The sequence below is a fragment of the Variovorax sp. 3319 genome (genome assembly GCF_031456585.1).
Lineage (GTDB): Bacteria > Pseudomonadota > Gammaproteobacteria > Burkholderiales > Burkholderiaceae_C > Variovorax > Variovorax paradoxus_P.
This window is the reverse complement of sequence record NZ_JAVDUZ010000007.1, coordinates 22,253-44,505: the sequence shown is the minus strand read 5'-3', so window position 1 is coordinate 44,505 and position 22,253 is coordinate 22,253. Positions and strand designations below refer to the sequence as shown.

The 22,253-nt window shown below is 64.0% G+C and carries 21 protein-coding genes; 5 read left to right on the top strand and 16 right to left on the bottom strand.

The features are described from left to right. Positions 1-11 precede the first annotated feature (11 nt). Positions 12-4,217 carry a PilC/PilY family type IV pilus protein gene (locus J2X67_RS15270; protein ID WP_309954138.1) on the top strand — a complete coding sequence of 1,402 codons (4,206 nt, stop codon included), beginning with the start codon at positions 12-14 and terminating at the stop codon, positions 4,215-4,217. 322 nt (positions 4,218-4,539) lie between these two features. On the opposite strand, the gene J2X67_RS15265 is transcribed toward J2X67_RS15270, so the two are convergent. The 9 genes from J2X67_RS15265 to sucC all read right to left on the bottom strand — a co-directional run bounded on the left by J2X67_RS15265 (position 4,540) and on the right by sucC (position 13,607). Then, positions 4,540-5,235, bottom strand: a complete 696-nt coding sequence (locus J2X67_RS15265; RefSeq protein ID WP_309954137.1) for a pilin — start codon at positions 5,233-5,235, stop codon at positions 4,540-4,542. A gap of 124 nt (positions 5,236-5,359) precedes the next feature. Next, positions 5,360-5,875, bottom strand: coding sequence for a pilin (locus J2X67_RS15260; RefSeq protein WP_309954136.1), 516 nt, complete (start codon positions 5,873-5,875; stop codon positions 5,360-5,362). 201 nt (positions 5,876-6,076) lie between these two features. Beyond that, on the bottom strand, positions 6,077-6,880 hold the full coding sequence (locus J2X67_RS15255; protein WP_309954135.1) for a 3',5'-cyclic-nucleotide phosphodiesterase: 804 nt from the start codon (positions 6,878-6,880) through the stop codon (positions 6,077-6,079). 29 nt (positions 6,881-6,909) lie between these two features. Next, on the bottom strand, positions 6,910-9,171 hold the full coding sequence (locus J2X67_RS15250; RefSeq protein ID WP_309954134.1) for an adenylate/guanylate cyclase domain-containing protein: 2,262 nt from the start codon (positions 9,169-9,171) through the stop codon (positions 6,910-6,912). Positions 9,172-9,198: 27 nt separating this feature from the next. Continuing rightward, on the bottom strand, positions 9,199-9,849 hold the full coding sequence (locus J2X67_RS15245) for an FHA domain-containing protein (RefSeq protein ID WP_309954133.1): 651 nt from the start codon (positions 9,847-9,849) through the stop codon (positions 9,199-9,201). Positions 9,850-9,919: 70 nt separating this feature from the next. Beyond that, complete coding sequence (locus tag J2X67_RS15240; protein WP_309954132.1) at positions 9,920-10,726, bottom strand: Stp1/IreP family PP2C-type Ser/Thr phosphatase; 807 nt, start codon at positions 10,724-10,726, stop codon at positions 9,920-9,922. Positions 10,727-10,751: 25 nt separating this feature from the next. Further along, the gene (locus J2X67_RS15235; protein WP_309954131.1) at positions 10,752-11,438 is read right to left on the bottom strand and encodes a TerC family protein; all 687 of its coding nucleotides are present in this window, start codon (positions 11,436-11,438) and stop codon (positions 10,752-10,754) included. A gap of 98 nt (positions 11,439-11,536) precedes the next feature. Continuing rightward, complete coding sequence (gene sucD, locus J2X67_RS15230; RefSeq protein ID WP_007828710.1) at positions 11,537-12,430, bottom strand: succinate--CoA ligase subunit alpha; 894 nt, start codon at positions 12,428-12,430, stop codon at positions 11,537-11,539. A gap of 10 nt (positions 12,431-12,440) precedes the next feature. After that, positions 12,441-13,607, bottom strand: coding sequence for an ADP-forming succinate--CoA ligase subunit beta (sucC, locus tag J2X67_RS15225; RefSeq protein ID WP_309954130.1), 1,167 nt, complete (start codon positions 13,605-13,607; stop codon positions 12,441-12,443). Positions 13,608-13,813: 206 nt separating this feature from the next. Here sucC and argC point away from each other — a divergent pair, with 206 nt between their 5' ends. Beyond that, positions 13,814-14,737, top strand: a complete 924-nt coding sequence (gene argC / locus J2X67_RS15220; protein ID WP_309954129.1) for an N-acetyl-gamma-glutamyl-phosphate reductase — start codon at positions 13,814-13,816, stop codon at positions 14,735-14,737. Positions 14,738-14,758: 21 nt separating this feature from the next. Here argC and J2X67_RS15215 read toward each other — a convergent pair whose 3' ends face one another. The 4 genes from J2X67_RS15215 to recA all read right to left on the bottom strand — a co-directional run bounded on the left by J2X67_RS15215 (position 14,759) and on the right by recA (position 17,652). Next, positions 14,759-15,490 (bottom strand): hypothetical protein, encoded by a 732-nt coding sequence (locus tag J2X67_RS15215; protein ID WP_309954128.1) that lies wholly within the window; start codon positions 15,488-15,490, stop codon positions 14,759-14,761. Positions 15,491-15,608: 118 nt separating this feature from the next. Next, a complete protein-coding gene (locus tag J2X67_RS15210) occupies positions 15,609-16,046 on the bottom strand; it encodes an SRPBCC family protein (protein ID WP_309954127.1) in 438 nt (145 codons plus the stop codon). Next, on the bottom strand, positions 16,021-16,488 hold the full coding sequence (recX, locus tag J2X67_RS15205) for a recombination regulator RecX (protein WP_309954126.1): 468 nt from the start codon (positions 16,486-16,488) through the stop codon (positions 16,021-16,023). Before recX ends, J2X67_RS15210 begins: the two co-directional genes overlap by 26 nt. A gap of 45 nt (positions 16,489-16,533) precedes the next feature. Further along, positions 16,534-17,652: a recombinase RecA gene (gene recA / locus J2X67_RS15200; RefSeq protein ID WP_309954125.1), complete on the bottom strand. Its 1,119-nt coding sequence runs from the start codon at positions 17,650-17,652 to the stop codon at positions 16,534-16,536. A 146-nt stretch (positions 17,653-17,798) separates the two neighbouring features. On the opposite strand from recA, the gene J2X67_RS15195 reads away from it, so the two are divergent. The 3 genes from J2X67_RS15195 to J2X67_RS15185 all read left to right on the top strand — a co-directional run bounded on the left by J2X67_RS15195 (position 17,799) and on the right by J2X67_RS15185 (position 20,511). Next, positions 17,799-18,284: a helix-turn-helix domain-containing protein gene (locus tag J2X67_RS15195; protein WP_309954124.1), complete on the top strand. Its 486-nt coding sequence runs from the start codon at positions 17,799-17,801 to the stop codon at positions 18,282-18,284. A 66-nt stretch (positions 18,285-18,350) separates the two neighbouring features. Next, entirely contained in the window at positions 18,351-19,025 is a 675-nt protein-coding gene (locus J2X67_RS15190) for a response regulator transcription factor (protein ID WP_157616436.1), read from the top strand. Positions 19,026-19,065: 40 nt separating this feature from the next. Then, complete coding sequence (locus J2X67_RS15185) at positions 19,066-20,511, top strand: sensor histidine kinase N-terminal domain-containing protein (protein ID WP_309954123.1); 1,446 nt, start codon at positions 19,066-19,068, stop codon at positions 20,509-20,511. Positions 20,512-20,523: 12 nt separating this feature from the next. On the opposite strand, the gene J2X67_RS15180 is transcribed toward J2X67_RS15185, so the two are convergent. From J2X67_RS15180 to J2X67_RS15170, 3 genes are read right to left on the bottom strand one after another with little or no spacing between them, the layout of a single operon-like run. Beyond that, a complete protein-coding gene (locus J2X67_RS15180; protein ID WP_309954122.1) occupies positions 20,524-20,733 on the bottom strand; it encodes a sporulation protein in 210 nt (69 codons plus the stop codon). An 8-nt stretch (positions 20,734-20,741) separates the two neighbouring features. Next, a complete protein-coding gene (locus tag J2X67_RS15175) occupies positions 20,742-21,566 on the bottom strand; it encodes a biotin--[acetyl-CoA-carboxylase] ligase (RefSeq protein ID WP_309954121.1) in 825 nt (274 codons plus the stop codon). 2 nt (positions 21,567-21,568) lie between these two features. Further along, positions 21,569-22,210: an SET domain-containing protein-lysine N-methyltransferase gene (locus tag J2X67_RS15170; RefSeq protein ID WP_309954120.1), complete on the bottom strand. Its 642-nt coding sequence runs from the start codon at positions 22,208-22,210 to the stop codon at positions 21,569-21,571. Positions 22,211-22,253 lie beyond the last annotated feature (43 nt).

Below are 22,253 nucleotides of genomic sequence, written 5' to 3'. Positions count from 1 at the left end.
ACAGGCGAATCATGAAAAAAAGAACTCATTCGTTCGTTCGCGCACTGCGCTACGCGGGCATTGCCACCGGTTTCAGCCTGGCGCTGGGCAGTGCACTGGTAGCGTCTGCGGTGCCGCTGGCCAACCAGCCCGTGTTCTCGACCTCCGAAGTGCCAGGCAACCTGGCGTTGGCGTTATCGGTGGAATGGCCCACGGCTTCGCGCACGGCCCACGTCGGCAACTACTCCAGCAACACCAACTACCTGGGCTACTTCGATCCGGCTAAATGCTACCTGTACCAGGTCGATACCACGGCCAACGGCGTCAGCACCACCGACAAGGGCGATTCCAGCTACTTCTACCCGGCCGGCGCCGCCACCAATCGCACCTGCACGGGCGCCAACGACGACAAGTGGAGCGGCAACTTCCTGAACTGGGCGTCCACCGCCACCATCGACCCGTTCCGCTGGGCAATGACCGGTGGCCGGCGTGTGGTCGATACCGCCACCACCACCATTCTCGAGAAGGCCTGGCACGGTGATCGGGGCCTCTTTCCGGATCGCACACTCCCCGTAGCAGCCATTGCCGGTGCGACGCCGTTCAATAACGCCACGGCGCTGGGAACGAGCATCACCAATCGCGGCTTCAAGATGCGCGTGACCGCCAACGGCGGCGGCGCCGGCCGCACGATGACGGCGCAGTACTTCAACAACGTCAATCTCAACGGCACGGTGATTGCCACTGTCGCCGCGGACACCGCCAACCACGACTGGGGCACCGCCGCTCCCGTGAATGGCGTCAACGCCGACAACTTCTCGGCGCGTTTCGTCGGTACCTACACGGCCCCCGTAGCCGGCGACTACGTGTTCCGCACCATCAGCGACGACGGCGTGCGGCTCTGGGTCAATGCAAACGGCAACGGCGGCCAGAACTTCACGAACGGCAACCGGCGGATCAACAACTGGACCGACCACGGCTCGGCCACCGACGACTCCGAGACCATCACGCTCACCGCAGGCCAGACATTCAGCGTGCAGATCGAGTACTACGAAAAGGGTGGCGGCGCCGTGATGCAGTTCCTCTGGCGCACGCCCACGTCGAACAACGCCTTCGTCCCATTCTCGGACGCAGGGCCGGTCGACAGCGACTACACCATGCGCGTGAAGGTGTGCGACCCTTCTGCCGCTGCCGGCGGACTCGAAGCCAACTGCAAGGCCTACGGTTCCAACTACAAGCCCGAAGGCCTGATTCAGAAATACGCCGACAAGATGCGCTTCAGCGCCTTCGGCTACCTGAACGACAGCAGCGACCAGCGAGACGGCGGCGTGCTGCGCGCGCGCCAGAAGTTTGTCGGCCCGACCGCGCCCACCCCCGGCCAGGCGCCCGCGACCAACGCGAACAAGGAGTGGAGCGAAACCGACGGCACGTTCATCCGCAACCCCGACGCCGCGGATGCCACCGCGACCGGCACGGCAACCGGGGTGACCATCTCGGACAGCGGCGTGATGAACTACCTGAACAAGTTCGGCCAGATTCTTCCGGGGGACTACAAGAGCTACGACCCGGTGAGCGAGCTGTACTACGCGGTCATCCGGTACTACAAGAACCTGGGCAACGTGGATGCCTGGAGCTCGATGGGCGCGGCTGGCGCCGCGACGAAGACCGGCTGGGTCGACGGCTTCCCGGTGATCACCAATTGGGGTGACCCCATCCAGTATTCGTGCCAGCGCAACTTCGTGCTGGGCATCGGCGACATTTACACCCACGTCGACAAGAACGTTGCCGGCAACACCACCTACCGCACCCGCGAGCCGGCCATGCAGCCCGAGGTGGCGAACGACAACACCGTGAATGCGGTGACAGCCACCAATCGCGTGGGCGCACTTCAGGGCCTGGGCAATCTGGGCAACTCCAACGATTACAGCGGTCGCAACAACTCCGCCTACATCGCCGGCCTTGCGTTCGACTCCAACACCAAGGACATCCGCCCTGACGTGGCTGGACAGGCCAACACCATCGGCAAGCAGACAGTCAGCACCTACTGGGTGGACGTGCTGGAGCAACCTTTCCAATACAACAACCAGTTCTACCTTGCCGCCAAGTTCGGCGGACTAGACACCAAGAAGCTGCCGGCCAACTTCGACCCCTACACCTTCGCCGGCACCATTCCGCTGGACTGGTGGTCGACGAACGGCGAGACGCTGACCGACACACGTGCCGCCAACCTGACGCAGCCGCGGCCCGACAACTACTTTGCCGCCGGCCAGCCCGACACGCTGGTGAGAGGCCTGACGCAAGCCTTCGAGCGCATCGTGAACGCCATCCAGGCATACACCACGTCGTTCTCGCTCTCGGCCCTCGAGGTTTCGGCAACCGGCTCGGCTTCGTATGCATCGCAATACGATGCGCAGGACTGGACCGGCGTAGTGAGCGCGAGCAGCATCAGCTTTGCAACCGACGGCACCCCCACGCTCACTGCGGCGTGGAACAGCACCACCACGCTCGCGACGCAGTTCGCGGGCACCGGCTGGAATACAGACCGGCGCATTGCCACCTGGAACGGCACGGCCGGCGTGGCCTTCCGCATCGGCAATCTCACCACCGGCACGGGCGGCCAAGCCGCCGCGCTCGACACGCTCTACGTTACCGGCGACGACAGCGCCAACTACCTGAACTACCTGCGCGGCGACCGGAGCCAGGAAAAGTCGGCCACCGATGCAACCAAGCCCTACCGTCTTCGCAGCAAGCTGCTGGGAGACATCGTCAACTCGAAGGTCAAGCCCGTGGGCCCGCCCGCATCGGCGTACTCCGACGCGGTGAACCGCGGCTACGCCGCCTTCAAGACAGCCAGGGCTTCGCGCCCGACGATGGTCTATGCGGCTGCGAACGACGGCATGCTGCATGCCTTCCGCGGCGAGCTCACCGGCACCGATGCCGGCCGCGAACAGTTCGCCTACATACCGAGCGCCCTCTTCAACGGCCCCAGCAGTCCCCCCACGCCGGCCACGGACGGCCTGGCCCAGCTGGGCAACCCGAACTACCTGCACAAGTACTACGTCGATGCCACACCCGAGGTGGTAGACGTCGACTTCGACCGCGCCGGCGGGAGCTTTGCGGCCACCGGCTCCAACTGGCGCTCGCTGCTGGTCGGAGGTCTTGGCAAGGGGGGCAAGAGCTTCTACGCCCTCGACGTGACCGATCCCGCGGCGATCACCGACGAAACCGTGCTGGCGAGCAAGGTGCTGTGGGAGTTCACCGATGCAGACATGGGTTTCAGCTACGGCGCGCCGCTGGTCCTCAAGACCAAGCGCTACGGCTGGGTGGTGGTGCTGACCTCGGGCTATCACGGTGACAACACCGACCGCAACGGCTACCTCTACTTCGTGCACCCGAGAACGGGCGCGCTCCTGCAGAAGATAAGCACCGGCGCGACGGCCAACGGCTTGACCCATGCCACCGCCTTCATTCCCGACCTGACCGACGGCACGGCGGACGCAATCTACGTGGGCGATCTGAACGGGCAGCTGTGGCGCTTCGACGTGACCGCAGCCGCAGGTACGACCGCGGACTACCCTGCACCAGCCAAGATTGCCCTCTTCACCGACGGTGCTACCACCCCGGCTGCCCAACCGATCACCTCGCGGCCGTTGGTGCAGATCCAGCCCACGACACGCAAGCGCTACGTGATGGTCGGTACCGGCCGGTTGCTCGATGCGAGCGACATCAACTCCGCCGCGACCCAGAGCTTCTATGCCGTGATCGACGGAACGGATACCGCCTTCAAGCCGGCCGACAACACCATGCCCGTGACACGCAGCGGCCTTACCGCTGTTACCAATCTCGTGAGCGGCACCGTCGTTCCCACGGATTCGCGCGGCTGGTACATCGACCTGGGCTCGGAGGGCAGCATCGGCCTTCGCATGCTGGCCAGCCCGACCGCCTTCAACGGCATCGTGGCGTTCTCATCGCTGCTGACCAGCGGCGATGCCTGCAGCCCCTCGGGCCAGAGCCGGATCTACGCGATCGACTACAACAGCGGCCGCACGGCCCTGGCCAGCGGCGCTGCATTCGTGCAGTCCACCACTGCGATCACCGACCTCAAGTTTGTGGGCGTGGATGGCAAGGTGCGCTTGATCTCGGGAGACGTGCGCGGGAACCTGGACAAGATCGGGTTTACGCCGCCGCCTGGTACCTCGCTGCGGCTGTTGAACTGGCGGGAAGTGCCTACGGCGGATTGATCTAACTGACTAGGTGAGGCGTCCTGCGGCGCCAGACCCATTGCTGAAAAGCGCTGCCAGAGTAGTTCTGTGCAGCGCTTTTTTATGGATCCTAAATGTTCTAGCTTGCGGTCTTATCTGCGCCGACATGGCGTCATAGAACGGGAAAAATGATGCGCGGCCTGCTAGCGATCGATTTGAGCTAGGCAGCTATTTCTGCCGACGCCAAATATGCGCTTTCAGTTAAGCTGAAGCGTCATGGCTGGCAGTTCCGTGGCATCCAAGTAAATCCTCACTGCACCGGATGCTCATAGGCGAGTTAGTCAGTTCGAGCGAATTCGATTTACGAGCACTGCGGGGATTTGAACGGGGCGGGAACACTGCTGAGGCATGTCCAATTTCCCGTGGTACCGCGCTGCCAGGTCAACGTTTGACCCGCGAGCACCGCAGCGGCCGAGTTACCGAAAGTGGCCGTCACCACGGCTGTCTGATCGCCAGCGGCGGGAAAAGTCACAGCTGGCACACCAGTGCCGGCAGGAAGGGCTCCTAACGTAGGAGCGGCGCCATTCGCTGCGGGCACGGTCATGAGAGAAGAGCCCGTGGCTCCGGGGTCGCATTGCATGTTGCCGGCTCCTATGCTTGTGCGCCCTTCCACAACGCAAGTCTCGACAGCTGTTTTCAAGGCGCCAACCTCCGACATCACACGAGTTACTTGCGCGCGCGAAATATAAGCTTGATATTGGGGCAATGCGATACTTGCCAGCACACCGACCACGGCCACCACGATCATCAATTCGATCAACGTGAAGCCTTGATATCTTTTTTGAGCCTTCTTCATACTTTCTCCTTGGTTGGGAGAATCAGTTGCAGTTCGCGTGCCACCCAACGCTGCATGCAATCGTTTATGAAATCTTCGCGCACAAACGCTCGTCGCATCAGCACCTTGAATCGTCCAAGTTAACTGCACGGCAGTTCTAACTGCGATCTCTATTTTTTTCCGCAAGATGCGTACTTGGACAGCAAGCAAAAGGAGTTGCATGCCAAGATGCTTTGCTGCTTAGGAGTTCCACTAAGCAGCTAGCCAGCAAATCTAGTACTTAACTGAGCGTTGCCAGACGCAAAAAAGCCGCCCGAAGGCGGCTTCGTGTGTGATCACCAATCGCTTAGATGATCGTACCGACCGGGCATGCGGGCGGAGCGTACTTCTGATCGACGTTCGACTTGCACGACCAGCTGCCGTTCGCGTCGCGAGTCCATTGAACCTTCTTGCCCGCGAGCGCCGCTGCTGCATTGCCAGCGAACTCGCCAGTGATGGTGTCGCTGCCCGTGCCGGTCAGCGGCGACTTTACCTGGGGCACACCCGTACCGCTGGGGAGCGTGCCGTTGCCTTGCATGGCGCCGGTCAGCAGGTTCGAACCGGTGGCTTGCGGGTCGCAGTTGTTCGGGTTCGTCGCGTCGGCAACGCCGACGGTCAACTTGCCGTCAAGGATACAGGTCTCAACGCTGGTCTTCAGCGCGCCAACTTCACCAACGACCCGGGTCACCTGAGACTTGGCAACGTAGGTTTGATATTGCGGGATGGCAATAGCAGCCAAGATACCGATGATCGCCACAACGATCATCAGTTCGATAAGGGTGAAACCCTTTTGCACATTGCGTGCGATAGAACGACGGTTCATTCAAAACTCCAGGTTGGTTGGTTGAGCCCGGGAACCAAGCCCGGAGCGCAGTACCTACCGCAGCATCCGTGCCACCCCGTTTCGTGCCACTAGCCGACGAAACTCGTCACTTCGAACGTACACAAGTTACATCACGTGACAGAAACCGTTTACAAAGGCTGCGAAGCGTGACAAATTTGTCATGCCAGCTCTTCCAGCAGTTCAAAGAGTAAGCACTCCATCCGCCTTCAGCCACCGGATATCCCGCTGTGCCAACCCCGCCACCTGATGCCCGGCGAGCAGCTGAATCTGGCTCATGATTTCCTCCGTTTCCGCCGGCTTGGTGTGAGTGATGTAGATCGGGTAATGCTTGCCCGGATCGATATGCGCCAGCTCGTCGGCCAGCACCTGCGGCGACAGGTGCAGGCTGCGTTCGGCCAGAGCCTGCTCGCGGCTGCTGAAGGCGGTCTCGATGAAGAGCATGGCCACGTCCAGCGCATTGACGCGGTCCCAGAACGGCGCGTTGCGCTCGGTGTCGCCAGTAAAAACCCAGTTTGCGCCACCCTCGGCCCTGCACACAGCGAAACCGCACGCAGGCACCGTGTGCACGGCAGGTAGCACTTCGACGCGCTTGGGGACGGCGCTGCCAAGCTGCAGGACCTGGCCGACGGCAATGTCGTGAAAACTCACGAAAGGAGCCTGCGGGCTGGGAATGGTCTCGAAATCCGGCCAGATGACGTTGTTGAACACGTGGGCGCGCAGCGCTTCGATGGTCGACCGCAGGGCGTGTACGCGCACGGGCCGCGTGCGGCGGGCGCCAACGGCGTCGAGCATGAGGGGGAGCGCGGCAATATGGTCGAGGTGGCAGTGGGTAAGCACTACGTCGTCGATGCCCGCCATTTCGTCTAGCGTGAGATCGCCCACCCCGGTGCCCGCATCCACGAGGAGGTCGGTATCGACCAAGAACGATGTGGTCCGGCAGTCCTTGGCAATGGCGCCCGAGCAACCCAGCACGCGAACCTGCATTGTGAAAGACCCCTTGCTTGTGCCTGTCGTCATTTGGTTTCGAAGCGGGTTGCGCCGTGCCATTCAGGGTCGTAAGGGCGCAATGCCATGGAGGCTAATCGCTGGGCGTAGAGCTGGTAAAGGACTTTTTTGGCATCTGCGGCAAGCAGAGGATCAAGAAGGTTTCGGCCCGCAGCCCAATCCTGGCGGCGGTAGGCAGAAAGCACCCCGGCCCACCGGTGCAGTTGCTCGGCTTGCTGCTGTGCGGCAGCGGTCTGGCCCGCGGTGTCGGGGCCGAGCGGAGTAAATACGGTGATGGCCTGGGCCTTGCCTTTGACAAGCACGCTGTCTAGCTCTTGCCACAGGATGCCTGGGGCGAGTTCGCGGGTGGCTCCGCTGGCGACGATTTCCACGCCGTAGTGCGAGCTCAGGCCTTCGAGCCGGGACGCGAGATTGACGGCATCGCCCACGACGGTATAGCTGCGCCGCGCAGCGGAACCCATGTCGCCAACGCTCATTACGCCGCTGTTGATGCCGATGCCCACGCTGATCTGCGGACGCCCCTCGGCACCATGGACTTTGTTGACGTCGCGAACGGCTTCAGCCATTTCGAGCGCGGCGCGCACGGCAAGCGTGGCGTGGTCGGGGGTATCGATTGGTGCGCCCCAAAAGGCCATGACGCAGTCGCCCATGTATTTGTCCACTGTGCCGCGGTGCGCGCTGATCACACTGGTGAGCCGGGTGAACAGCGCGTTGAGAAACGCCTGCAGCTCGGCCGGGGTCATCTGCTCTGAAAGACGGGTGAAGTTGCGCATGTCGCAGAACATCACGGTCATGTTCTTGCTCTCGGCGCGCATGCTGTAGCGGCCCGGGGTAACGAGCATTTCGTCGACCAGTTCGGGCGGCACGTAGGTGCCGAAAAGCCGCGCCAGTCCACGCCGCGCGCGGGTCTCGATGAAGTAGCCCCAACCCATGTTGAAGACAAAAGCGAGCGCCACCATGGCCAGCGCCGAAGCCAGCGGAAGCACAAGGCTATGGTTTTGGTAAAGCCAGGCATTGACGCCGACCAGCACGGCAACGGTGACGATGCCCAGCACGACGGCACGCGATGCTGCAAGCAGCGTCAGGCCCAGCGCCAGTACAAGGCCCGCGATCACCACGCTCAGCACCTCGTAGCCGGGCGCATAGTCGGGAACGGCGAGCAGGCGGCGGTCGAGCATGGCCGAAACGATGTTGGCGTGCACTTCGACGCCAGGGAACGCAGCGCCTACAGGAGTGGAACGCAGGTCTTGCAATCCCGGCGCGGTGGCGCCCACGAGCACGACTCGGCCCTTTAGCTCGCCCGGCGCCAGGCGGCCTTCGAGTACGTCGGTGGCCGACACGTAGCGGAACGAGCCCCCGTTTGCGCCGCCCGGCCCGCGAAACGGCACCTGCATGCTGGCGGTTTGATCGACAGGCACCCGCAGTCCGCCCACGATGAGCGATTGGAGCCGCGGCACGGAGCCGCCCTGTGCAAAAGCCGGCAGCACGGGAGGCGTGCCATTGGCAAGCCTGTAGACGGCGAGCCCCAGCGATTCGTAATAGCCCGGCCGGCCGTGTTCTCCCTCATAACGGGCAATGAGCGGTACGGTGCGAATGACACCCTGGCCGGTTGAAGTGACCAGCGTGTTGAGAAAACCCGATGCCGGCGCGGCCGCTGCCAACACCGGGAGGTTGGCGCCAAAGCCGTTCCATTCCGTGGCGTAACCGCGGTTCGCCGGAAAGGCCTCGGGGGCCAACAAAGGCGTGGCCGGCAGTTGCCCCTTGGCACCTGGCTTTTCGGTTCGCGTGAAGTAGTAGCCAAGTGCGACGGGCTGGCCTTCCATGCCCCTGGCAAAGATGGCGTCGTTATCGAGCGTTGGAGCGAGGCGTTCTATTTCACCCGCAAGGCCGGGCATGTCGCGCAGCGGGCCGTGCGCTATCTGGCGCAGCTTGTCGAGGCCGGAGCTCCGGTCGGGCTCGACGAACATCACGTCGAACCCCAGGACTGCCGCCTGCTGGCGTCCGGTGAGTTCCGCGGTGAGCCGGGCCAGCTTGTCGCGTGCCCACGGCCATTGCCCTTGCCGCGCAAGGCTGGCATCGTCGACGTCCACGATGACGATACGCGGATCGAGCGTAGCCGGCATGGTGGCCCGCAAGCGCGTGTCGTAGATCAGGTTGTCGAGATGATCGAGCACGCCCAGGCGCCAGGCCCCCGTGGCATGCGCCAGCGCCAGCAAGACCGGCAGCAGGGTAATGACGATGCGTGGCCAATGCCGCCGGAGCGCATTCATGGCATGGGCGCTACGCGGGCCTTGAGATCAGACCCGGACGAACTGCATGCGCGTGGCGCCGCCGAGTTCCAGCACGTCGCTTTCCTGCAAGCCGACTGCGTCCGCGCCGAGCGGAGCCCCATTGAGCCTGACTTCGCCCATGACGCTGGCCGCCACGTAGCCCTGCCGGCGGCGTGTGACGACGGCCACGGCAACGCCGGGCTTGCCGACGGTGGTAACCACCTTCTGCAGCGGCAGGTCTTGCCCGCCGCTCGCGTCTGAAAGGTCCCGCAGCACCGGCACCCCAAGCTCGACCAGCGCACCGGCCTCGGTGGGCGCAGACGACAAGGGAATGGGAGAAGAATAATCGCCCGCCAGGTCATACGCCGACCCGGCGCCGAGCCCCTGGCTGTTGCGGGCGCGAAAGTGAATGCGGCAGCCACCCAGCTCGATGACGTCGTTGTCCTTGAGCACCTGCTTCTGGACGACTACCGCGTTGACGTAGGTGCCGTTGGTGCTGTTGAGGTCTTCGATCTCGACCTCGCCGCCGCGCATGTGCAGCACGGCATGCTCGCCGCTGACCGCCAGGTTGTCGATCACGATGTCGTTGTAGGCGCGCCGTCCCAGCGTGGTCCGGTCTTTGGCGAGCGCCACTTGCTCGATGACAACGCCATCGACCGAAATGATCATTTTCGGCATTGCCGACTCCCCGATTTACAGAAATTGGTTGGTGGCAGGCGCAACGACGGGCAGTCGCTCGGGCCTGGGGCTAGGCGGCAGAAGGCGCATCTTCGACGCGCGCTTTTGCCAGGACAACCGAAATGTTATCCCGTCCGCCATTGTCGTTTGCAATTGCAACCAAAAGTGATACTTTCTGCTGGAGCCCGACATCGTGGTTCAAAAGCGTGAAAAGCTGCGCATCCGAGATCATCTCACTGAGCCCGTCGGAGCACAGCATATACAGGTCGTCGGGCCGTGCGGTGTGCTCGTGCATTTCGAGCACAACCTGTGCCTCTACGCCCACAGCCCGGGTCACCAGGTTGCGATGCGGCGAATGCAGCGCCTCTTCAGCAGTAATTGCGCCGGCGTCGAGCTGTTGCTGGCGCAGCGAATGGTCACGTGTGAGTTGCTCGAGCTTGTTGTTGCGAAGCCTGTAGCAGCGCGAATCGCCGATATGGCCGACCAGCACGCGCTGGGGCCGGAAGGCCGCCAGCACGAGGGTCGTTCCCATGCCTTGCAGCTCTTCATTCGCAATACCGGCTTCGAGAATGGCTGAGTTCGCCTCGTCGGTGGCAGCCTGCAGGGCGCGCCGGATCACCCGTGCGGGCGCCTGGGGCCCGGCTTGCGCAAACCAACGGGCAAAGCTGGCATGCACCAGCGACACGGCCATGGCGCTGGCCACTTCGCCACCCTTGTAGCCCCCCATGCCGTCGGCCAGCACGGCAAGGCCCAGGGCCGGATCGATATGGAGATCGTCCTCGTTGTGGGCACGCGCGCGCCCGACATCGGTGAGCGCGGCGAACTCCCAGGACAGCGGGGGCCGATTGGAGAAGAGGGACGCGCCGACGCTCACCATTTTGTACAAGCGGGGGCGCGCGGCGTCAGTGCCCGGCCGAGGCGCGGGCGCGCTTTTGCAGCAGGCGGCCAGCAGCCACGACAAAAACCGCACCGGCGGCCGCGGCCGCATAGTGCAGCCAGGGGTTGGCCGCGAGCACACCGTGCAGCGACACGTCGCTTGCGATGGTTTCACCGCCGACCCAGCCGATCAGGGCGGCACCCAGCATGACGATGATCGGAAAACGTTCCATGAGCTTGATCATGAGCGTACTGCCAAAAATGACCAGCGGAATGCTGATTGCAAGGCCAAGCACCAGCAGCACCATGCTGCCCTGCGCGGCGGCGGCCACGGCAATGACGTTGTCCAGGCTCATGACCAGGTCTGCCAGCAAGATGGTGCGCACGGCCGCCAGCATGCTGCCGTATTCCTTGGCCTCGCCGTCATCCTCTTCTTCTTCGCCAAGCAGTTGCAGGCCGATCCACAGCAAAAGCAGGCCGCCGACGATCTGCAGATACGGCAGCGCCAGCAGCTTGGCCGCGACCACCGTCAGCGCGATGCGCAGCACCACGGCTGCGCCCGAGCCGAACAGCACGGCTTTTTGCTGCTGCGCGGGCGGCAGGGAGCGCGCGGCCATGGCAATCACCACCGCGTTGTCACCCGAAAGAATGATGTTGATCCAGACAATCTTGATCAGGCCGATCCAGAAATCGGTGCTTTGAAGGAGTTCCATGTCTCTTTTTCCACTGTGTTGTAGTGAAAAAAGCGCCCGCAGGGTTTGCGGGCGCTTTTTTCTTTTTGCGTGGCGCGCAGAGAGGGATCTGCTGCGGTTTAGAGCTGTGCCTTGAGCAGCTTTGCCAGTTCGGAGAAGTTGCGCGTCACGGTAAAGCCGCACTCTTCCATGATGGCGAGCTTGGCATCGGCCGTGTCGGCACCGCCCGAGATCAGCGCACCGGCGTGTCCCATGCGCTTGCCGGGAGGAGCGGTAACACCGGCGATGAAGCCGACCACGGGCTTCTTCATATGTTCCTTGCACCAGCGGGCCGCGTCGGCTTCGTCGGGGCCGCCGATTTCGCCGATCATGATGACCGCATCGGTGTCCGGATCGTCGTTGAAAGCCTTCATCACGTCGATGTGCTTCAGGCCGTTGATCGGGTCGCCGCCAATGCCGACTGCCGACGACTGGCCGAGGCCGATTTCGGTGAGCTGCGCCACGGCTTCATACGTGAGCGTGCCCGAGCGCGAGACCACGCCGATGCGGCCCTTGCGGTGAATGTGGCCGGGCATGATGCCGATCTTGATTTCGTCGGGCGTGATCAGGCCGGGGCAGTTCGGGCCCAGCAGCAAGGTCTTCTTGCCGCCGGCCGCTTCCTTGGCCTTCATCTTGTTGCGCACTTCGAGCATGTCCCTAACCGGAATGCCTTCGGTGATGCAGATCGCCAGGTCCAGGTCGGCTTCGACGGCTTCCCAGATGGCGGCGGCCGCGCCTGCCGGCGGCACGTAGATCACCGACACGGTGGCGCCGGTTTGCGAAGCGGCTTCCTTCACCGAGCCGAAGATCGGGATGTTGAAGATCGACTCGCCGGCCTTCTTGGGGTTCACGCCAGCCACGAAGGCGTTCTTGCCGTTCGCGTATTCCTGGCACTTTTCAGTGTGGAACTGACCGGTCTTGCCGGTAATGCCTTGCGTGATGACTTTGGTGTCTTTGTTGATGTAGATCGACATGACTTGTTCCTTAGGCCTTCTTGACTGCTGCCACGACCTTCTGGGCCGCTTCCGCCATGGTGTCGGCGCTGATGATCGGCAGGCCCGATTCGGCCAGCAGCTTCTTGCCTTCGACTTCGTTGGTGCCCTTCATGCGCACGACCAGCGGCACTTGCAGGTTCACGGCCTTGCAGGCTGCGATCACGCCGGTGGCAATGGTGTCGCACTTCATGATGCCGCCGAAGATATTGACGAGGATGGCCTCGACATTCTTGTTCTTCAGCATGATCTTGAAGGCTTCGGTGACCTTCTCGGGGGTGGCGCCGCCGCCCACGTCCAAAAAGTTGGCCGGCTCGCCGCCGAACAGCTTGATGGTGTCCATGGTGGCCATGGCCAGGCCGGCACCGTTCACCAGGCAGCCGATGTTGCCGTCGAGCGAGATGTAGGCCAGGTCGAACTTGGAGGCTTCGACTTCGGCTGCGTCTTCTTCGTCCAGGTCGCGCAGGGCCACGATCTCGGGGTGGCGGAACAGTGCGTTGCTGTCGAAGTTGAACTTGGCGTCCAGCGCCATGACGTTGCCCTTGCTGTCACGGTTGAGCGGGTTGATCTCGACCAGCGAGGCGTCCGTCTCCATGTAGCAGGTGTAGAGCTTCTTCAGGATGTCGACCGTTTGCGCGGTCGAATCGGCCGGCATGCCGATGCCGTCGGCAATTTGCTTGGCTTGCGCGTCGGTCAGGCCTTCCTTGGGGTCGGCGTACACCGTGATGATCTTCTCGGGCGTGGAGTGGGCCACTTCCTCGATGTCCATGCCGCCTTCGCTCGAGGCGATGAACGCGATCTTCTGCGTTGCGCGGTCGGTCACGGCCGAGACGTAGTATTCCTTGTTGATATCGGCGCCATCTTCGATGTAGAGGCGGCGCACCTTCTGGCCTTCAGGGCCGGTCTGGTGGGTCTTGAGCTGCATGCCGAGAATTTCGCCGGCGAGCTTCTTGACGTCCTCGATGGACTTGGCGACCTTGACGCCGCCGCCCTTGCCGCGGCCACCCGCGTGAATCTGGGCCTTGACGACCCAGACCGGGCCTCCAAGTTTCTGGGCGGCCTCGACCGCCTCCTGGACCGTATATGCCGGAATGCCGCGCGGCACCGGCACGCCGAACTTGGCAAGAATTTCCTTGCCTTGGTACTCGTGAATCTTCATGAGGGATGTCTCTCGGAAGGAGGAAGTTGAGAACGGGAGATCTGGGGTCTGAGGCGTCTTTGGCTCTGTTGTTCGCGGGCGACGGCAACCTGACGGTTGGGGGCGGCGAACAACCGCGGACTGTATCATGGTGCGGCGCACCAATACTCGACGTGACCTTGCGGTCAATACGTACTTTCTTCTAGCGACCCCACGGATACTCCGATATGGCCAAGGTTTTCATCGACGGCGAAGCCGGTACCACCGGCTTGCAAATTCGCGAGCGGCTCCAGACGATGCCGCAAATCGAGCTCGTGAGCATTGCGCCCGAGCTGCGAAAAGACGTGAACGCCAAGCGCGAGCTGATGGCCGGCGTCGACTTGGTGGTGCTCTGCCTGCACGACGACGCCGCACGAGAGTCGGTCGCGCTCATCGACCAGCTGCCGGGCAAAAAGCCGAAGATCATCGACGCCTCCACCGCGCACCGCGTGGCGCCCGGCTGGGTATTCGGTTTTCCTGAACTGGTGGAAGGCCACTGGCAGGCCGTCGCCGCGGCCGACCGTGTCGGCAACCCGGGCTGCTATGCCACGGGCGCCATCGCCATCGTGCGCCCGCTGGTCGATGCGGGCCTGCTGCCGGCGGACTTTCCGGTTTCGCTGCCTTCGGTCAGCGGCTACTCGGGCGGCGGACGGGCCATGATCGAGGAGTACGAGGGCGGCAAGGCGCCGCTTTTCGAAACCTACGCGCTCGGCCTCAAGCACAAGCACATCCCTGAAATCATGAAGTACACCGGCCTCACCCGCCGGCCCGTCTTCATTCCTTCGGTGGGCAATTTCAAGCAGGGCATGCTCGTGCAGTTGCCTCTGCACCTCGACCTGCTGCCCGGCAAGCCGAAGGCGGGCGACCTGCACGATGCCATTGCCGCGCATTACGCCAAGAGCAACACGCCCGAGCAGTTCGTGAAAGTGCTGCCACCCACCGACAACGGCAAGCTCGACGCGCTGGCGCTCAACGACACCAACGAGCTCGAGATTCGCGTGTTCCCGAACGAAGACCACCGCCATGCGGTGGTGATTGCGCGTCTGGACAACCTGGGCAAGGGCGCCAGCGGCGCTGCCGTGCAGAACCTGAAACTGATGCTGGCGCTCTGAGCGCCAGCCGTCGTTCTCAGCTCACCTGACGAGCCACAGGCCGACCCCCAGCAAGACCGCGTGCGCGCCCAGCGCAATGTAGAGCGGCTTGCTCGATGGCTCGGCCATTTCCTGCAGTGTTTCGTTGATGCGGCGCGTAAGCAGTGCGCGCAGGGCGGGGTCCTGCGCCGCTCCTTCTTCTCCAGCCGTCGGCTCTCCATGCGCTGCACGGCCTTGCTGCCATTCGGCGAGCATGTCGCTCAGCGGCAGACGGTTAAGCACAAAGCCGACCACCGCGCGTACCGCCTTGCCCTCACCCAGCACCGGCGCAAGCTGCTTGCTCAGGGCATCGACCGACAGCCAGTCGGCCGCACTTTGCAGCGTGCCGTGCGTGCGTGGCATCGCCTCGATGCGGCCTGCGATTGCGCCGCCCAGCCGCTGGGACACAGCCTCGCCGCGCGCGGCCACCAGGTGCTGCATTGCCTTGGCGCGGCCCTGCTGCACACCGAGCATCATGTAGACGGCCACAAAGAGAAGCAGCAGCACCGCAACCAGCAGAGGAGGCGACGTGACCAACGCGAGCACGGCACCGGCGCCGCCCGCACGCGCCGCCGTGTTGCCGGGACCCTGCAGCTGGCTCAGGTAATAGAAGAAGGCGCCACCGCCGAGAACGAGCGAGAGCAAGCCGCCCTTGACCACCGATCCGATGAAAGCGGCGCCGGCCTTGGCGCCTGTGCGCACGAGCGACGGCTGGTCTGCAGATCCTGAAGACATGGGGTTCCTCCTCCGAAGTTTTGTGAAGGCGGCCCACGAGTGGGACCGGCCGCGCCGATCATGCCATTGGACGAACCCCAAGCCCGCACCCCCGGGGCGAGGCCGGGCAGCCCGCGGCTCAGTCCGCTTCGAGCAAGCGCCGCAGCGACTGCAAGTCGCGTGCAATCCAGGCAGCGTCGCGCTCGAAGGCCGCATCGTCCATGTGCGGCTGGCGCAGCAGTGTGAACTGGAACTCGCAAATGCCGGACGCCACGCCGATCACGCGAAACGGCAGATAGATTTCGGACACGCCTTCGGGGGCTACCCAATGGTCGAGCACACCAAGATCGTTGGCGGGCACGAAGCGAAGGCGGGCTTCGCCATCCGGCGTGGTGGCCACCCAATGATCGCCGTGCGGCACCAGTGCACTCTTGGCCAGGCCGCTCGCCCAGTCGGGCAACCGGGCCGGGTCTGAGGCTAGCGCATAGGCGCGGCGCCAGTCGCAGGCCACGCGCTGCGTAACGACACGGGACTGCATTGCGGCAGCATCTTCATTCGCCTGGTTCGTTGTCGCCATCGAAATTGCTCCTGAGTACCTTGGCCACCACCGCGCCCGAGAAGCCGCGCGCCATCAGAAAGCGCATTTGCCTGGCGCGCTCCTTCGCGTCGGCGGGCGGTGCGTCGAAACGGCGGCGCCACAACGCGGTGGCGCGCTCTACCTCGGTGTCTTGGAGGCTGGCTACGGCCTCTGCAATGGCTTCGGGCGCAATGCCCTTGGCCTGCAGTTCCTGCCGCACCCGCAATGCGCCCGAGCGGGCGGCGCGCTGGTTCAGCACCGATGCCACCACGCGCGGCTCGCTGATGAAGTCCTTGGCGGCAAGTTCATCGAGCGCGCGCGCCAGCGTGCCGGGCTCTTCTTCATGCTTGGCCAGCTTGCGCTCCAGCTCCGCACGCGAATGTTCGCGCTGGCTCAGGAGCCGCAACGCGCGGCCTTTGAGGGAGGGGGCACCGAAGGCCATGCCTGCTGTTCGCTCGCGCGGCCCCACAGGAGCCGCCGTGCTCGCTTACTCGCCCTTGTCAGCCTTCTCGGCCTTGGCTGCCTTTGCAGGCTTCTCGGCCTTTTCGGCCGCGGGGGCGTCTGCATCGGCTGCGAGCAGCGGGATACCCAGCGACTCGCGCACCTTGTTTTCGATTTCGCGCGACAACTCGGGGTTCTCGCGCAGGAACTCACGTGCGTTGTCGCGGCCCTGGCCGATTTTTTCGCCGTTATAGGCGTACCAGGCGCCCGACTTGTCGAGGATCTTGGCGTTTACGCCCATGTCGATGATTTCGCCTTCGCGGCTGATGCCTTCGCCGAACAAAATGTCGAACTCGGCCGTCTTGAACGGGGGCGAGACCTTGTTCTTCACCACCTTCACCTTGGTTTCGTTGCCGATGGCCTCGTCGCCCTTCTTGATGGTGCCGATGCGGCGGATGTCCAGGCGCACCGAGGCGTAGAACTTCAGCGCATTGCCGCCGGTGGTGGTTTCGGGCGAGCCGAACATCACGCCGATCTTCATGCGGATCTGGTTGATGAAGATGACCATGCAATTGGTCTTCTTGATGGTCGCGGTGAGCTTGCGCAGCGCCTGGCTCATCAGGCGGGCCTGCAGGCCGGGCAGCGAGTCGCCCATTTCGCCTTCGATTTCGGCCTTGGGCGTGAGCGCGGCCACCGAGTCGACCACGATCAGGTCGACGGCACCCGAGCGAACCAGCGAATCGACGATTTCGAGCGCCTGCTCGCCGGTGTCGGGCTGGCTGATCAGCAGGTCGGACAGGTTCACGCCGAGCTTCTGGGCGTATTGCACGTCGAGCGCATGCTCGGCGTCGACGAAAGCGCAGGTGCCGGCCTGCTTTTGCATGGCGGCGATGACCTGCAGCGTGAGCGTGGTCTTGCCCGACGATTCAGGGCCGTAGATTTCGATGACGCGGCCGCGCGGCAGGCCGCCGACGCCCAGCGCGATGTCCAGGCCGAGCGAGCCGGTGGAGACCACCTGGATGTCTTCGAGCGCCTCGCCTTCGCCGAGCCGCATGATCGTGCCCTTGCCGAACTGCTTTTCGATTTGTGCCAGCGCGGCTTGCAGGGCCTTGGCCTTTTCACTGTTGGCGACCGAGATGCTTGAGCCCTTGACGACTGCGTCCATGTGGAAATCTCCTTGAAAATCAACGATTTGTGTGTGACTGCCATCCATCTGCTTTTAATTACAGGCTGGATGCTTGAACAGTAGTGTAGGGGCTCATTGGTTTGAGTAAACCCACTTTTTAGTCAGTTTGCTTTACCATTTGCGCAATGGCTGAAAGTGCTTTTCCGACCGATCCCGATGCTTGGCGGCAAACCCATCTGGGCCGCTTGCTGGGCCACGCGATGCGCCGCTTCGACGAGCGCGTGCTCGAGCTGATGGCGCACGACGTCGATGTGCCGCTGGCGCTGTCGAACCTGGCCGCCCGCGCACAGGTAAGCGCTGCGCACATCCACATCACGCGGCACCTGGCACGCGAAGGTTCGCGCCTGACCGAACTGGCCGAGCGCGCCGGCATGACCAAGCAGGCGATGGGCGCACTGGTGGACCAATGCGAAGCCTGGGGGCTGGTCACACGCGGGCCCGACCCGCTCGATGCGCGTGCGCGGCGCGTGCTTTTCACAGCCGACGGGCTGGCATGGCTCGACGCTTTTCGCGGCGCGGTCACACAGGCCGAGCGCGAGTTCCGCGCCAGCGTCGGCAACGACGTCGCCACCGTGGTAACCATCGGTCTGGAAGCGTACACAGCGGGCTAGACTCGGCCGGGAGAGAGACAAATGTGAACGGCGCCAGTGCGCGCCCGAACCGGCCGGAGGTGGCTCATGCGGATTCTGATTGCCGAAGACGACCAGGTGCTGGCCGATGCCCTGCTGCGCAGCCTGCGCACTTCGGGCGCGGCGGTCGACCACGTGGCCAATGGTTCGCAGGCCGACACCGCACTCATGACGCACAGCGAGTTCGACCTGCTGATTCTCGATCTCGGGCTGCCCAATCTGCACGGCATCGAGATTCTCAAACGCCTGCGCGCGCGCGGTTCACAACTGCCCGTGCTGGTGCTTACCGCGGCCGACAGCGTGGAAGAACGCGTGAAGGGCCTGGACCACGGTGCCGACGACTACATGGCCAAGCCCTTCAGCCTGCAAGAGCTCGAAGCGCGTGTGCGGGCGCTCACGCGCCGCGGCATGGGCGCAACCAGCAACACCATCCGGCATGGCCCGCTGGTGTACGACCAGGCCGGCCGGGTGGCAACCATCGACGGCAAGATGGTCGAGCTTTCGGCGCGCGAACTCGGCCTGCTCGAGGTGCTGCTGCAGCGCGCCGGCCGCCTGGTCAGCAAGGACCAGCTGGTGGAGCGCCTGTGCGAGTGGGGCGAAGAAGTGAGCCTGAACGCCATCGAGGTGTACATCCATCGCCTGCGCAAGAAGATCGAGAAGGGGCCGGTGCGCATTGCCACCGTTCGCGGCCTGGGCTATTGCCTCGAAAAAATCCAGCAATGACCGCCGGGGGCTCGCCCGAGGGCTTCGGAGGCCGTAAGCCTTGAAACTGTTCCAGCGCGCGCAGCGCTCACTGTTCGGCGAGATCCTCGACTGGATGCTCACGCCGCTGCTGCTGCTGGTGCCGGTGAGCATCGGCGTCACGTGGCTGGTGGCACAGGGCATTGCCAATGCGCCGTTCGACCGCGCGCTCGAATACAACGTGCAGACGCTGGCACGCCTGGTCACCGTGCAGCAGGGCCAGACGGAGTTTGTGCTGCCGCAGCCGGCGCGCGAGATCTTGCGGGCCGACGACGCCGACCGTGTCTACTACCAGGTGCTCGACAGCCACGGCAAGCTCCTGAGCGGAGAGGCCGACGTGCCTCACCCAAACACCGACGAGCCCCCGGTCACGGGCGTGGTCACGCTTCGCAACGGCGAGATGCGCGGCAAGCCGGTGCGCGTGGCGTCGCTCTGGCTGGCCGATGGCGGCGACGAATCGGCCCCCGCGCTGCTGCAGGTGGCCGAGACGCGCGAGAAGCAATCTGTGCTGGCCATCGAGATCATCAAGGGCGTACTGCTGCCGCAATTCGCGATCCTGCCGCTCGCGGTGCTGTTGATCTGGCTGGCACTGGTGCGCGGCATCAAGCCGCTCTCGGTGGTGGAGGCGCGCATCCGCGAGCGGCGCCCCGGCGACCTGAGCCCGCTCGACGAATCGTCGGTGCCGCTCGAAGTGGTGCCGCTGGTGTCTTCGGTCAATGAACTGCTCGACAAGCTCAACGATTCGATCCACACGCAGAAGCGCTTTCTCGCCGATGCGGCGCACCAGCTCAAGACGCCGCTTGCGGGCCTGCGCATGCAGGCAGACCTGGCGCAGCGCGAAGGTGCCAACGCCGACGAGCTGAAGCAGTCGCTCAAGCAGATTGGCCGCGCCAGCGTGCGTGCGACCCACACCGTCAACCAGTTGCTGTCGCTCGCCCGTGCCGAAAGCACCGGCGCGGGCACGGGCCGCCAACCCTGCGACCTGGCCCGGCTCACCATCGAAGTGATTCGCGAAGCCGTGCCGCGCGCCATCGAGAAGCGCATCGACCTTGGCTACGACGGCGCCGAGGAAGGCGCACCCGGCGTGGTGCTCGAAGGCAACGCCACCTTGCTGAAGGAGCTGGTGCGCAACCTGGTCGACAACGCCATCAACTACACCCCGTCGACACCCGAGCGGCCCGGCGTGATTACCGCGCGCGTGCTGGCCGACCCGTTCGGCCACGTGGTGCTGCTGCAGGTGGAAGACAACGGCCCGGGCATTGCGGAATCCGATCGCGAGCTTGTGTTCGAGCCGTTCTACCGGGTGCTGGGCAACGAGGCCGACGGCTCGGGACTTGGCTTGCCGATCGTGCGGGAAATTGCCAACCAGCATCATGCCCAGGTCAAGCTCGAAGACGCGCATCCGGGCCGGCAACCGCCGGGCGCGCGCTTTACGGTGCGCTTCGAGGGCGAAGAAGTAGCGCCTTGATTTACAGCGCGTTCAGGGCGCAGCGGTAGTGTTTCCGTTGCCGGTCTTGCCGTCCTTGCGGATCTGCAGCCATTCGGGGTGGACCTGGCGCGAGAGGCGCTGCGGCTCGCGCTCGGTGATGCCGGCCGGCATCAACCCGAAGCCGGCAAGGTCGCCGCGAGACCACAGCCAGTAGCCGCCGTTGGCCAGGATGAGAAGGATCAGTACGAGGCGCAACTTCATGGTGAATCTCAGAAAGCCATGCCGCGAGGACGCACGCTGACTTCGTCGCTCGAGACCATCTGCAAGCCGCCGGCCGTGCGCACCTGCAGTTCCCCGCCCCAGGCCACGCCTTCGCACGTGCCGGAGCTGCCGTCGCTCAGCTGCACCTCGCGCCCGCGCAACGCATCACGCGCAGCAAAGCGCTCGGCAAAGGGCGCGAAGCCCTGGGCCTCGAAAGCCTGCACGCTGCGCACCAGCGGCGCGGCCAGTTCGGCAAGCACCTGGGGCGCGATGGCGTCAGGGCGCCATTCGCGCAGCCACGCGGGCGGAGTGCGCATGCCCTCGGCTTCGCGAGGACCGATGTTGATGCCGATGCCGATCACCACGTAGCGCGGCGAGGCCGCTGCATCGGTACGGCCCGCGTGCGGCGTGGCGGTTTCGATCAGGATGCCGGCCAGCTTGCGGTCGTTCACCCACAGGTCGTTGGGCCACTTGAGCGCCACCTTCGCATCGCCCGACGGGTCGAGGCTTTCGGCCACGCCGACACCCACGGCCAGCGAGAGACCCGACCAGTCGCGCGGCACAAGCGGCAGGCCCAGCGAGAAGGTGAGGGAGGCGGCGTTTTCTTGCTCGCCCTGCTGGGCGCTTTGCCAGGGCCGGCCAAGGCGGCCGCGCCCGGCCGTCTGGCGCTCGGCCACCAGGAGCACCGGCTCGGCGCGACCGGCGCGCGCGCGGCGCATGAGCTCGGTGTTGGTCGAGTCGATCTCGGCCACCGCCTCGACCGCGAAGCCGGGCAACAGCGGCGCCACTGCAGCGGCAATCCGCTCTTCGAACCAGGCGGCCGTGGTGCTCATGCTCAGCCTTTGCCGGCCTCGTCCTTCATGGACTTCTTTTTTTCCGACTTCTTTTCAGCCTTCTTTTCGGCCTTTTTGTCCGCCTTCTTTGCCTCTTTTTTCTCGGCTTGTTTTTCGGCTTTTTTCTTTTCAGCCTTTTTCTTCGCTTTTTTCTTCTTTTTCTTTTCTTCGTCTTCGTCCTTGGGCGTCAGCAACGTGCCGCGGCAATTCTCGGAGCCGCACCAGCACGGAAACTCGGCCAGCAGCTTGGGCGTGTAGGGCTCGTCGATGATCAGGCCGTAGTCGTAGTTGAGCTCTTCTCCTGCAGCAATATTGCGCAGCGCCTTGATATAAACGCGCCCGTCGACCTCGTCGGCCTCGCAATTCGGCTCGCACGAATGATTGATCCAGCGCGCAGCGTTGCCATTGACGTTGCCGTCGATCACGCGGCCGTCGTCGATATGGAAGTAGAAGGTGTGGTTGGGCTGGGACGGGTCGTGCGGATGGCGGCGCAGCGCCTCTTTCCAGCTGATGACTTCGCCCTTGTATTCGATCAGCGTCTCGCCTTCGGCCAGGTCGTCCACCGCGAACACGCCGTTGCCGTGGACATCCGAACGCCGCATCTGAATGCGGCGGCCGGCGAATTGTGGGGATTTGGAAGGCATCGCCGAAGTCTGTTAGGTTGAATATGCACACATGCGCGTGTGC